Raw genomic sequence first — 13,020 nt, 5'->3', positions numbered from 1 at the left:
TGATTCCCTTTTGAAAAGGGAAAATCCAGGGATAGCGTATTCTTCCGATGCAGCTTTCTTTCAGAAAGCTTTTAGGCGACCGCTTCGCTTCTTCAAGTTATTTCTGTCCTCTACGTTATCGTGTAAATATGTAGTTTAACTTTATATAATATTATTTTATTTAGAATTAAACCCAAAACCCCCACAGCGTGAACAAGCGCGCTGTGGGGGGTTCTATGTGGTTCTATATTTTTTACAGTGGTACAACCTGCATCTGTTTCTGCTTGAAGTATACCCAGTCGGTGAATCCGATCTCCTTGAGACGTGTACGAACGTCATCCAGCTCGTCTGCCACCCGCTGTGGTTTATGAGCGTCCGATCCAAATGTCACCTTCACTCCATAATGATGGGCGCGTTCCAGAATGGCATCCGAGGGATACCAGCCACCGCTGAGTTTGGTTTTGCCAGATGTGTTAATTTCGATCGCTACGTTGGATTCTGCAATAACCTGCAACGTTTCATCAATGGCCTGATCAGCGATAATTTCGGAGAAAGGTGGATAGTTTCCTTTCATCGCATCAATGTGTCCAAGAATCTGGAACATACCGCTGCGAGCCGATTCGCGGATTAATGAATAATAGCTCTCTTTCACTTCAACTTTGCGAGCATTGCTTAGGCCATTCCACCGGGTTTTGTTGAAGATACTCACATCCTCGGTATGATGAACTGAACCAATAATATAGTCAAAAGGATACTGTCCTAGCGTGGTACGATACAATTCCGCATGAGTAGGGAAGTAGTCGGATTCAATGCCAAGCAGCACATCGATTTTACCAGCGTATTCTTCTTTCAGAGCAAGGACTTCTTCCACATAATGCTGTAATTCCGACTTACCCATTGCGATCCGGGGAAATGCCTGCTCAAGCTCACTGCCAAAGTATGGCGTATGATCCGAGATACCAATGGCCTGAAGTCCTGCCTTAATACCTGCCTCTATATAATCGCGGATGTTGCCGTCTGCGTGACCACAACGAAAATGATGTGTGTGAAGATCAAATTTCATATGGAATCCTTCCTTTCTCATGGCTCATTGTCATTCTGAACTGATGAATTGGGTTTCCGGCATACCTTTGAGGTCACTTATGAATTGCTGCATCGCTGAGTTAAGGTACCGACTGGACTTATAGATAACACCAACAGGGTGACTGACCTCCAGCTCACTTAAGGGTATCATTCGCAATGTACCTTGACGCAACTCATGCGCAACAGATTGTTTGGAGATGACAGCTGCCCCGAGATCAATCTCGACCATCCGTTTCACTTCTTCGCTGCTCGACAACTCCATTACAATATTAGGTTCAATATTATGTTTCTTGAAGATCGTTTCCGTAAACCTTCGTCCTACGGTATCAGGGGACAGCAGAATCAATGGTGTACTCCGGAGCACATCCACTGCAGCATGTTTCTTCTTTGCCAGCGGATGGGAAGGAGATACGACGAGTTCAAATGTGTCATAGTACAGCACAGATGTATTCAGGTTGGGATTACGCTCCGTGAGATAACCGATACCAATATCAACCAGACCATTTTCGACCTGGGTATAGATCTGTGATGATGGAAGGGATTGGATACTGGTTTTGATCAGTGGGAATTGATCTTGGAAATAGGATAACACCCTTGGCAAGATCTGAATAGCAATGGAAGTTGTTGTGCCTAACACGATACGTCCCTGAGGCGTTTCATCGAGATCGGACAATTTTTGTTTCAACTCATCAACGATGTCGAGCATCCGTTCAGCGTGCTCCAGGAATACCTGTCCACGATCTGTCAGGGTAACAGGTTGGTTCCGATCCACAAGAACGGTGCTGAATTCGTCCTCAAGACTTTTGATCTGGGCCGAGACGGCAGGCTGGGTCAGGTTCAGAAGTTCTCCCGCTTTGCGGAAGCTCATCGTTTTGGAAATGGTAATTAGTGTCTCCAGTTGGCTTATGTTCATAGGTGACCTCCTTGCAGGCAAAGTATCTTGATTATGTAGTGTTTGGTGTGATGTAATCCCGTAACTGGTTATTGTTCCGTTATCTTAAATTATAGGTGATTCAGGACAGCAGAGCAATGAAGGTAATTATCAGGATCAAAAGTAGTTCAAGAGACTGTGAAAAAAACGCGAATACAAGAATTTGATTTTTTTTACAGTTGTGAGAAAGCAGTAATAAAGTCCTAAATGCCTTTTGCCACGCACCATGAACGAAAAGCTTTCTTCAAAAGAAGTGAAAAGCGCTGTTTATTCGCTAGAATCAGCTATAAACATTTGCCCCACGGATGACGATAAATTATAGTACACATGATTTAACGAATTCTTAATGAATTCTTGTACGTGATAAAGTATAATAAATTTAATGAATATGGGACTTTTGGTGTGTGACCAATAACCCAGTGTGAGGGGGACATAGACAGTGAAAGCGGAAGTGATTAATCCTTTCCTGGAATCGGCACGGAACGTATTCGAACAGCTCATCCAGGTTTCGCCTTCCACCGGGAGTCTTGGCGTGAAAAATGTAGAGTACATTGCAGACCATGTCTGGATCGTGATCGGAATGACCGGACAACTTAGCGGAAACATTGTATTTGGAATCAATGAACAAGTTGCATTGAAAATTGTATCTGCGATGATGGGCGGTTTTGTCATTACAGAAATGGATGAAATGAGCAAAAGTGCGATTTCGGAACTGGGTAATATGATCAGTGGTAATGCCAGCACCATCCTGTCAAACCAGGGTGTTGTGGTCGATATTACACCTCCACAAGTGATGAAGTCCGAACATCTGACTACATTTAGTGCAACGAAAGCACTGAGTATTCCTTTGCTGATGGACGGCATTGGTGAGATGGATATTCAGGTCATGATCTCGTAGAATAGAACCATACGCCTCAAAAGGCAATATGTGTTCAATACGGGAGGACATCACGGATGCTGAAAGATCAGGTAGTGTTTATCACAGGTGCATCGAGTGGTATCGGTGCGCTGTGTGCGCAGATGCTGATAAAAGAAGGAGCCATCCCAATTCTGGCTGCCCGTTCGCGGGACAAGCTGGAAGAGATTGGTGCCTCGCTGAAAGGGCCGCATGAATTACTCACGCTTGATGTTACGGATAGTGAGCAGGTTCAGGCAGCTGTGGATGTGATATTGCATAAATACGGACGAATTGACATTTTGCTGAACAACGCAGGTTACGGGAAATTCGCAGCGATGACAGAGATGTCTGTACAGGAATTCGATGAGATGATGGACGTTAATTACATGGGCATTGTCCGCTGTACCAAAGCAGTGCTTCCACAGATGCTGGAACGTGGCAAAGGTCAGATTGTGAACGTGGCCTCCATGGCTGGCAAAATCGGTACAGCCAAATCCGCTTCCTATACTGCTACGAAACATGCTGTACTCGGATTTAGTAATGCGCTGCGTCAAGAGCTTCGGAAGACTGGCGTCATGGTGACAACGATTAATCCAGGTCCGATTGATACACCATTTTTCCATCGGGCTGACCCTTCTGGCAATTATGTGAATAATGTACGCTGGATGATGTTGAAACCGGAAAACGTTGCGGGTCATATGATTCGGGCGATGAAAAAGCGCAAGGAAGAAGTGAATCTGCCAAGACTTGCTTCTGCTGGCATATGGCTGTACCAGCTATTTCCACGTCTTGCAGATCGATTGTCGCACGGTGTAATGAATCAGAAGTAAATGTGATACGAGGCATCATATACGGAATGAAAGAAAGGCTCCGCCGAGGGGCTTTTCTTTTTTTTGGCGTGTATACATACAATTCTGGAATAAGATTTGGTACACGGGCTTTTTTCGCATATAATGAAAGGTAATGTGATGACAGGCTTCGGTTTTATACAAGCAACTTATATGTTCAACTAAACTTTTACACAATAACGGAGGGGGCAGAAATAACCTGAAGAAGCGAAGCTAAAAGCTTTCTGAAAGAAAGCTGCATCGGAAGCATATGCTTCGCGTTTATCCCCGGATTTTTCCTTTTGAAAAATTCGATCAAAAAAATCTGGGGATAACAGTGATCGGAAGGTTGTTCTGTCCTCGAAGTGTCAGTGTAATTACTCATTAGTTGAACTTATATAACATCAAAATGAATAAAATTAAAAGGATGGACATACATGACGAATCAAACATTTGCTTCAATTGGCGTGGAACAGGATCTGGAGGCCGTTTTGGCGAAACATGGCATTAACGAACCTTCACCTGTACAGGCTCAGACGATCCCGGTTATTTTGGAAGGCCGGGATGTCGTATCCAAATCCCAGACGGGAACAGGAAAAACGCTGGCATATCTGCTGCCACTGTTACAATCCATCAAAATGGATATCAAAGGTACGCAGAAACTCATTATTGCACCTACACAAGAGCTGGCGATGCAGATTGTACGTGAGGCACAGCGCTACGGGGAAGAACGCAAGATCGGCGTATTAGGTCTGATTGGTGGCGCAGCGGCTAAACGTCAGATCGAGAAGCTGCGTGAGCATCCCCAATTGGTTGTGGGTACACCGGGACGACTGAAGGAATTGATCACACTCAAAAAACTGAAAATGCACAACGTCTCTACGATTGTTATCGATGAAGCGGACCAAGTGTTCCAACTTGGCGGCGTAAGTGACGTGAACTTTGTACTCAAGAGCGCATTGCGGGATCGTCAGTTGATCTTCCTGTCAGCAACAATTGATGAGCACACGGCTGGACTTGCGAAGCGTGAGATGAAAGAGCCTGTTCAGATCGGAATTGAACCGGATCGAGCTACGGCTGCGGGCCTGGAGCATTATTATTTTGTTGAAGAAAACCGGAACAAAATCGACATGCTGCGTCGTCTGGTTAGACAGTACAATCCGGATCGGGCAATCGTATTTGTGAATGCAACCGAAGATATTGGTGAAGTTGAAGCAAAAATGAATCATCTGGGCTTGTCTGCTGCTGCGCTGTATGGGGATGCTGACAAAGTGACCCGCAGTAACGTATTGTCTGCCTTCCGTAATGGCAAACTTCAGTTGCTGATTGCCAGCGAAGTCGCTGCCAGAGGACTGGATATCGAAGGCTTGCCCATGGTCATTAACTATGACCCTGCCTTTGACTCGGAGCACTATGTTCACCGTGCAGGTCGTACAGGCCGGATGGGACGTTCGGGTATCGTTTTGTCCATTGTGGATGAAACACAGATCTTTATTATGCGTAAATTCGCACGCGAACTCGGAATCGAACTTTCAGAACGTGTACTCTTTGGCGGTAAAGTACTGGAGGCTGATCCGCGTCCGGACACGCGGCCTGAGGGACATTCGTTCTCCAGAAAACCAGGGCAATCCAGAGATCGCAAACCAGGTCAGGGCAATCGTAATGGGGGAACCAGAGCTACAATCTCCAATTCGCGTCCAGCAGGTAGCAAACCAACGGGGAATACAGGCCGTACGGAGCGCGACCAGGATCGTAAAAACAAAGGAGCACCCAAGTGGAGTAAAGACAAAACGCCACGCTCCGAAGAATAGAATCTGACGAAAGGGGTGCAGGGATAGATGGAAAACGTTCAATCACCTGTTCTGCAAATCAGCGGGTTAAGCGGAGGTTATAGTGCCAAAAGGCCAGTCCTTCACGGCATTGATCTGGAAGTTGGACGTGGAGAGATGGTCGGACTAATCGGCTTAAACGGTGCTGGAAAAAGTACAACCATGAAACATATCCTCGGCTTGATGACACCTCAACAGGGCGAAGTGCGAGTGATGGGCAAGAAGCGGGACGAGGATGCGCAGATCTACCAATCGGCCATGGCATTTGTACCGGAATCACCCGAACTGTATGATGAGATGACGGTGATGGAGCATCTGGAGTTTACGGCAAGAGCGTACAATGTGTCGGAGGCTGATTTCAAACAACGTACGGAGAAACTGCTGGAACTGTTCCGTATGAATGAAAAAAGTACAAGTCTGTCGACTCACCTGTCCAAGGGGATGCGGCAAAAGGTCATGATCATGTGTGCTTTTGTGGCCGGACCACCACTGTACATCATTGATGAGCCTTTCCTGGGGCTGGACCCGCTGGGTATTCGCTCCTTGCTTGATTTTATGCTTGAGATGAAAGCTTCGGGATCATCCATTCTGCTCAGTTCACACATTCTGTCCACGATTGAAAATTACTGTGACCGTTTTATCGTTCTGCACCGTGGGCAGGTTATTGCTCAAGGGACGCTGAATGAACTGCGCTCCCAATTCGGGGAATCGGATGCCACGCTGGAGCACATGTTCTATTCCCTCGTACAAGGCAGGGATTGAGCATGGATCTCAAGCTGCTATGGAAGCAAAGACGCACAGGATTCTGGAACGGAATTCTTCCTTATCTGGGTTATGTAATCCAGAGCGGTGTAGCTATGGTCTTTTTATTTCTCGTCATTGCGTTCTCCGCCTGGTATACATCGTTTGTTCAGAACATTCCCGCAGAATTGCCCATTCGCTGGATTGCATTGGTACTGTTGGCGCCACTGGTGCTGTTTAGCAGTTATCGTACATATCTGCTTCCGGCAGATATCGTGTTCCTGCGACCACAGGAATACCGGATGCAGGAATATTTGAAGAACAGCTTTGCCCGGGGCATTATCTATAAAAGTCTGGGCCTGTTACTTGTGTTTGTTACATTGTGGCCTCTCTATGTTAGAGCAGATCTGGATGCACGGCCATTTGGCTGGTTCATCGTATTCCTGTTGCTGTGGAAAGGGTTGTCCAGTTATGGAGCATGGCAAGAGCTAAGAATGGTTCAGGTTGGGGCAGCAAGAGGATATCGCCTCTTGCGATGGGCTCTGGCAGTGCTGGCGGTTGGCGCCTGGTTATGGCAACCACCGCAGCGGAGCGTATGGTTCCTGTTGTTGCTGGCTGTTGTCTACATCGTCGCCTTGCGTATACCAGTGAAACATCGGGTAGCGTGGGAAAGACTGATTCAGGTGGAGCAGGGTCAGGCTGGACGGGTTATGCGGACGCTTGGCTGGTTTGTGGATGTACCTTCATCCGGACAGAAAGTAAGTTCGCGTCGCTGGCTTAGCAAATTGGGGAACGCTCTTCCCTGGAACGCGGGGAAAGCTTACCGTTACTTGATAACCAAAACGTTTATTCGAACCGAAGTGTTCTCAATCGTGTTACGCCTAATTGTACTGGGCATGTTACTATCCTGGTGGACAGCAGGCAGCTACTTTGGTGTCGGTGTGTATTTGTTCTTCCTGTTGCTTGCAGGTGTACAGCTTGGTGCGCTGCGTCGCAGTCATAGTGAATCGTTTTGGATTATGATCTATCCAATTTCGGGTGAGAGTCGTCGTTCTCAGGTGTTGGGATTCATATTCCATCTACACGCACTGGCTGCGTTACTCATGTGGTTGCCTATGCTGGTTGCCGGAGCAAATGGACTGACTGTCACCGGAGTAGCACTTATTTTGGGTATACTGGTGATTGTGATCATGCGACGTTCGCAAGGCAACAAGTGGTTGAAGGAAGAAGAAGACGAGTAAACAAGAGACCGTACCTTCGTACCTCTCGCCAGCCAAGATGGTGGGTCGAGGTGGAGGGTGACTTCTACTTAAATTAACAAAGAAGGGTATTCCGGGCTGTATCCCGGTATACCCTTCTTTGTGCTGTAATGGAATCATGCAATCAGATCACTGGGTTCTCGCGCAAGTGTGTATTGGTACTAACAGAGGAACGATTTAGTGATAATCACGAGCAAGATGAACAGAACGAGAATGGCACCTGTGTTAGTAAATCCTCCGTAACCGCCGCATCCATAACCGCCTCTTGTATCTTCAACTCCAGACATGGTCATTCCCCTTTCAAGTGGTTGTTTGGCACGCCCTTGCGTACATCGTATATTATGTGCCTTGGGGGTAGGCTGATTGGGCCGATGCCCGGTAAAGCCAGAAATTGACGCTTTTGGGCTGATAAAACACAAAAGAACCCTTCGTATATCCAGAGACATGAAGCGTCGCCGTTATACAAAGGGTTCTTATATCATTCAGGGTTCAGGTCTGTGTTAACTAAGTCGTCCGCAGATCCTGAACTCCACGATAAATGGTTTCATACAGATCTTCCAACCCGGATTCTTCAATACAGGAGAAGGCGATTCGAAGATCCGATTCACCCAGCGCGATTGTACCCACACCATATTTGTGCAGCAAATGGCTTCGAAGTTCTTCAGCGCCAACTTCTTTCAGCTTCAGGCACATGAAGTAACCGGAGTTGAACGGATAATAGTCCCATGCATCTCCATACTTGCCGCTATCGAGAATGGCTTTTACCTTATTGGCGCGGCCTTTCATAATATCGAACTTCTCCTGTTTCTGTGCTTCAAACTCCGGTGCTTTGAGCGCATCCAGTACAAAAGTCTGGGAAGGATGCGGGCCACTGGAGATCGTTGCCCGGATAATACCGAGTGTTTTTTGTTCCAATGCATGCAGAACGGCTGCATCTTCATGGGCATACGTAATGAATCCAACGCGGAAGCCCCATACGAACTCCTCCTTGGTTGCACCATCCACTTTTACAGTCAACACACGTGGATGAATGTTGGCAAGTTTGCCAAACAGGGATTCATGAATGGAATCTTCGAAGAACAGTCCGAAGTAAGCATCATCTGTTACAGCAACCACGTTAACGCCGGCTTCAGCTGCCTTAAGAATCGTGTTCACAATTGCATCTGCTTCTTCCGCTCCAGGCGTATAACCTGTTGGGTTATTCGGGAAGTTGAGCAGAACGATCGCTTTACCTTTGTCCTTTTGATCAAGCAAAGCCTGAAGCAGACCCTCACTGTTGAAGTTCAACTGATCATCGAACAGGGGATAATGAACCAACTGGCCATGACGACGAATTCCGAAGGTCAGCTCGTAATTTTCCCAGTTTTTATCCGGATATATGACAGCGTCCCCTTCATCGGCGAACAGGTCGGCTACGATACTTAGTCCATGGGTTAATGCATTGGTTACAATTGGATTGCCAAACGTTTTGCCTTCCAGGGAAGGCGTTTCCTTCAGCATCTTGTCTCTCCAGACGGTCCGCAATTCAGGTTTGCCTGCAGGTGGAGCGTAAGGATACAGATCCTTTGGCTGGAATGCAGACAGCTTCTCCTGAATAACCTGAAGATGCATCGGCACACCACCCTCCAGGGCGATACCAATCGTGGCATTATGGGTCTTGGCCAAGCTTGCTGCTTCAGCAGATTGACTCAAAATCCCCTCTTTAGGAAAATAAATTTCTTTGCCAAGCTGTGACAGCATGGAGTAGACGTGACTGCTGCCTGTCTGAATACTTTCGTTCAACTGTTCAGCCAGTGGATTCATTCTTTTCATCCTTCCAAGTCTTTGTGATTCAACTGCCTAACATTATATCACCTTGACATGCCCCCGTCACGGAAATTACGCAATATGACAGTTATATCACTTTACCGCGTTGTTGCAGAGGGTTTTCAGGTGGGTTATCGTTGAAATCAACCTTGAAGTAATCCTCAAGAAATGAAACTTATTGCTGATGAAATGGACAGTATTTCCGCATCATTTCAGCAGTTTCGGCATCGCGGCCCTCATTGCGCTGTTCCAACTGACCACTAATATGATCGAATCGTTCACTCGAGAGGTTTTGTCCAAATTTAAACTTGGCACTGATCCGTTCTGGATTAATTCGGACTACGGCTACAGCTTTGAGGTTGCCTGTGTAACGCGAGTCAGTAGCGTCAATGGGTACATATCCGCCTTGCGGCTGGAGTTTCTCCATGAATCGTTGCAGTACCTTACCTTTGATGTCCAGATCTTTAACCGGTTCAGCCTCACCGAAGGCCATGACACTTTTGAAGAAAGAAGTCGCCGGACAAGCAAGCTCAGGATCACTGAAATAAGATGGAATCAGGGAGAACTCTTCAGCTACCGTGAAACTGACCGACGAATCCTGTTTGATCTGTTTCATCTTCTCGCCAGCCAGACTGCCATGAAAATAAAAGCAACCGTCCATATATACGAAATTCAGTGGTGTAACCCGTGGTTGTCCGTCCGGGCTGACCGTTCCCAGAAACCCGAAGGAGCACTGATCCAGAAATGCGGTAATCTCCTGTTCTTCATCTACTGTGAATTCTTTCCGTCTCATGTGTATTCCCCCATCATTGAATGTATAATAGAACGCCATATCTTATGAATAACAATAGTTCATACATTGACAATGAAATAGATCCAATTTACATTCACTTTAGGAGGCCAATTCGTCGGGGATCACAGATGAAGTCAAATGAAGAGAGGTGCATGATGGAATTGTGGCTGCCGATGGAAACCTATGAACTTCAGCATCGATACAAGTATGAGGCACTGTACCATGCGTTACGTGATGCCATTCATGCAGGCACATTGGTAGGAGGCACGCGGCTTCCTTCCACCCGTGAGTTGGCAAGGCAATATGAGATGTCACGTGGTTCGGTAGCTCAGGTATACGACATGCTGCTTGCGGATGGTTATGTCCATGCACATCGGGGAAGAGGTACATTTGTAACCGAAACATTATCCACTCAGGAAAATGAAAAACAGGAAGCCGTTCTCAAGTTGTCTGCCTGGGGCGAACGAGTACAGCGGTTGAATACGCAACATGAAGTCCTGCGGACTCAGATGTATTCAACGAAGCCGTCCGTCATTAATTTTCAAATGCAGCGCATGCCTGCAGAACATTTCCCGTTAGGGGAGTGGAAGAGTGCACTCGCTGCGGTTCATCGCAGTGGTTGGCGAGAATCGAGCGGTGTAGCCGGTGATCCGGAGCTGCGTGAGGCCATCGCCTCCCATCTCAGATGGACACGTGGTATCCAGGCTGAACCCTCTCAGATTGTATTGTTCAGTGGTTCAATGCAAGGCATCACCCTGTTATCTCAATTGCTGATAACGGAGAATACAGCAGTTGTATTAGAGAATCCGGGGTATCCGGGTATCGCCCATGCCGTCAAGTCCTGTGGTGGGCATATCATCCCGGCAGAGGTGGATGCTGCAGGCATTATTCCTCAGCCTTGGGAGGCACAGACGTTATTTGTCACCCCTACCCGGCAGTTTCCAACAGGGGCCGTGCTGGGGTTGGACAGAAGACGTGCATTGCTTGCGTGGGCCTCAAAGCGTAATGCGGTCATTATTGAAGATGATTATGACAGTGAATTCCGATGGGGCGGAAGACCAATTGAACCCCTCAAAGTGCTTGATCGTGAACAGCGCGTCATCTACGTTGGTTCATTCTCACAAACGATGGTTGTTTCGTTCCGACTTGGCTATGCCGTACTGCCACCTGGTCTGGTAGAACCTCTCCTCGCCGCCAAGGCGTTGTATGAGCCGGTACCTCCTGCGCTGTTAGAGCAGCGCGCACTGGCAAAATTTATGACCAGAGGAGGTTACCTGAGGCACTTACGGCGGTTAACCCGATTATACGGGGAACGGCATGATTTTTTTGTCCGAGAGATGGAACGACAGTTGCCGGAAGCATTCACAATGCAGCTTGGTGATGCAGGACTGCATATCTACGCTACCTGGAATGGTGATGTGGACAGTTATCAGCGGTTTAAAAAGCTCGCTCAGGAGGATGGCATACTGTTCCGTGATGCAGAGCGATATCGGCTGACTTCAGGTCATCCGGCGGCCTGCTTTGCTTTTGCACATCTGGAGAAAGAAGAGATAACAGAGGGAATCCGGCGAATGCGGCTAGCCTGGGAGAAGTGCACATTTTCGTTTCGGTGAATTCCGCTGTATAATGGGATAAGACATTTCGCTCCTGTAGGAGCAGAGATCATATATGAGCAAGTTGTATTTAATCATGCTATACAAGTTGAACTAATTATTTACACGAAAACGTAGAGGGCAGAAATAACCTGAAGAAGCGGAGCGTTCGCCTTTATCGTCAGATTTTCACCTTTGAAAAAGTGAATCAAAAAATCTGGGGATAACAGCGATCGGAAGGTTGTTCTGTCATCGGAGTGGCAAGTGTAAATGTTCTTTAGTTCAATTTCTATAGATACTGAAATACATATGGCCTGGATTGAAGAAGTGAGATTCAGATCAGAATGATGCCATATGCAGAGAGATTAACTATCAAGGGGGAGTGGCGACATGCTGCAGGCATCGCCGTCATCATTTGTTATTTTGCCCGCTGTCGCCAAAATTGTCTGTGAACCGGGCTGGAAGTGGCAGAAACGGGAAAAACCGATGCAAAACTATGATTTATTTTATGTATGGAGTGGTGAAGGAACGCTTGTACTGAATGACCAGTCGTATGAAGTTGGCAAGGGCAGTTGTTTCTTGTTCAGGCCAGGAGATCATCCTACTGCAACGCATAATAAGCAAAAACCGTTGGTACTTACGTATATTCATTTTGATGTGGACGTGCCTGTTGCTGACGTTCCCCAGTCCTATCGCGAGGTACAGGAAACGGTGGAGTTTGAGCACTTGCTGGCACGGTATGTAAGACTATTCTTATCGGATGTGTACGGACGTGATGAAGAGAGCCGATTGATTCTGAAGCAATTGATGATTCATTTGCTGCGCGCCGATACGGAAGAACCTGTGGAGAAAAAGGTAAGCAACCAGTTGTCCGATGTCATCCAGGAGGTCGCCAATTATGTGCGTCAGCATCCGGGGATTACGCATCGGGTGGAAGATCTGGCTGCCCGGGCCGGCTTATCGCCCCGATACTTCTCGATCAAGTTCAAGGAACTGGTGGGATCATCAGTGCAATCTTATATTATCCGCATGCGTATTGAACGGGCGGAACATCTGCTGGTGCATACCGGCATGAATGTGACCGAAGTGGCGGATGCTCTGGGCTACCGGGATATTTTCTTCTTCAGTCGTCAGTTCAAGCAGTATACAGGCAAGAGCCCGTCCGAGATTCGTTAAAATTCTGATGAGAAAAACATGACACCGTTTCAAGTCTGGAACGCAAGGGTAATTATCTAGCATTCCAGATGACCAAAAGGGGGAACTTGTGATGAACGGAAAACGT

At 47.1% G+C, this 13,020-nt stretch carries 12 protein-coding genes; 7 read left to right on the top strand and 5 right to left on the bottom strand.

What is annotated here, in order from left to right; all coding sequences use genetic code 11:
- Window positions 1–232 precede the first annotated feature (232 nt).
- Both MKY87_RS10055 and MKY87_RS10050 read right to left on the bottom strand, forming a co-directional pair.
- Entirely contained in the window at window positions 233–1,042 is an 810-nt protein-coding gene (locus tag MKY87_RS10055; protein ID WP_339789161.1) for a histidinol-phosphatase, read from the bottom strand.
- A gap of 30 nt (window positions 1,043–1,072) precedes the next feature.
- Window positions 1,073–1,975 (bottom strand): LysR family transcriptional regulator, encoded by a 903-nt coding sequence (locus tag MKY87_RS10050; protein ID WP_036605798.1) that lies wholly within the window; start codon window positions 1,973–1,975, stop codon window positions 1,073–1,075.
- Between the two features lie 457 nt (window positions 1,976–2,432).
- Between MKY87_RS10050 and MKY87_RS10045 the strand changes: the two genes are divergently transcribed.
- The 5 genes from MKY87_RS10045 to MKY87_RS10025 all read left to right on the top strand — a co-directional run bounded on the left by MKY87_RS10045 (window position 2,433) and on the right by MKY87_RS10025 (window position 7,529).
- The gene (locus MKY87_RS10045; protein ID WP_036605799.1) at window positions 2,433–2,891 is read left to right on the top strand and encodes a chemotaxis protein CheX; all 459 of its coding nucleotides are present in this window, start codon (window positions 2,433–2,435) and stop codon (window positions 2,889–2,891) included.
- A 56-nt stretch (window positions 2,892–2,947) separates the two neighbouring features.
- A complete protein-coding gene (locus MKY87_RS10040; protein WP_339789163.1) occupies window positions 2,948–3,721 on the top strand; it encodes an SDR family NAD(P)-dependent oxidoreductase in 774 nt (257 codons plus the stop codon).
- Window positions 3,722–4,155: 434 nt separating this feature from the next.
- Window positions 4,156–5,529 carry a DEAD/DEAH box helicase gene (locus MKY87_RS10035; protein ID WP_340964256.1) on the top strand — a complete coding sequence of 458 codons (1,374 nt, stop codon included), beginning with the start codon at window positions 4,156–4,158 and terminating at the stop codon, window positions 5,527–5,529.
- A gap of 27 nt (window positions 5,530–5,556) precedes the next feature.
- Window positions 5,557–6,309: an ABC transporter ATP-binding protein gene (locus MKY87_RS10030; protein WP_036605802.1), complete on the top strand. Its 753-nt coding sequence runs from the start codon at window positions 5,557–5,559 to the stop codon at window positions 6,307–6,309.
- A gap of 2 nt (window positions 6,310–6,311) precedes the next feature.
- Complete coding sequence (locus MKY87_RS10025; RefSeq protein ID WP_339789165.1) at window positions 6,312–7,529, top strand: ABC transporter permease; 1,218 nt, start codon at window positions 6,312–6,314, stop codon at window positions 7,527–7,529.
- A gap of 179 nt (window positions 7,530–7,708) precedes the next feature.
- On the opposite strand, the gene MKY87_RS10020 is transcribed toward MKY87_RS10025, so the two are convergent.
- From MKY87_RS10020 to MKY87_RS10010, 3 genes are all read right to left on the bottom strand, one after another.
- A complete protein-coding gene (locus MKY87_RS10020; RefSeq protein WP_206759599.1) occupies window positions 7,709–7,834 on the bottom strand; it encodes a YjcZ family sporulation protein in 126 nt (41 codons plus the stop codon).
- 217 nt (window positions 7,835–8,051) lie between these two features.
- Window positions 8,052–9,350 carry an aminotransferase class I/II-fold pyridoxal phosphate-dependent enzyme gene (locus MKY87_RS10015; RefSeq protein WP_339789168.1) on the bottom strand — a complete coding sequence of 433 codons (1,299 nt, stop codon included), beginning with the start codon at window positions 9,348–9,350 and terminating at the stop codon, window positions 8,052–8,054.
- Between the two features lie 178 nt (window positions 9,351–9,528).
- A complete protein-coding gene (locus MKY87_RS10010; protein WP_339789171.1) occupies window positions 9,529–10,146 on the bottom strand; it encodes a pyridoxamine 5'-phosphate oxidase family protein in 618 nt (205 codons plus the stop codon).
- Window positions 10,147–10,301: 155 nt separating this feature from the next.
- Between MKY87_RS10010 and pdxR the strand changes: the two genes are divergently transcribed.
- Both pdxR and MKY87_RS10000 read left to right on the top strand, forming a co-directional pair.
- Entirely contained in the window at window positions 10,302–11,759 is a 1,458-nt protein-coding gene (gene pdxR, locus MKY87_RS10005) for a MocR-like pyridoxine biosynthesis transcription factor PdxR (protein WP_339790483.1), read from the top strand.
- A gap of 369 nt (window positions 11,760–12,128) precedes the next feature.
- Window positions 12,129–12,914 (top strand): AraC family transcriptional regulator, encoded by a 786-nt coding sequence (locus MKY87_RS10000; RefSeq protein ID WP_036605807.1) that lies wholly within the window; start codon window positions 12,129–12,131, stop codon window positions 12,912–12,914.
- The last annotated feature ends 106 nt before the right edge of the window (window positions 12,915–13,020 follow it).

The sequence above is a fragment of the Paenibacillus sp. FSL R7-0198 genome, from assembly GCF_038000415.1.
Lineage (GTDB): Bacteria > Bacillota > Bacilli > Paenibacillales > Paenibacillaceae > Paenibacillus.
This window is presented reverse-complemented; position numbering and strand designations above follow the sequence as displayed.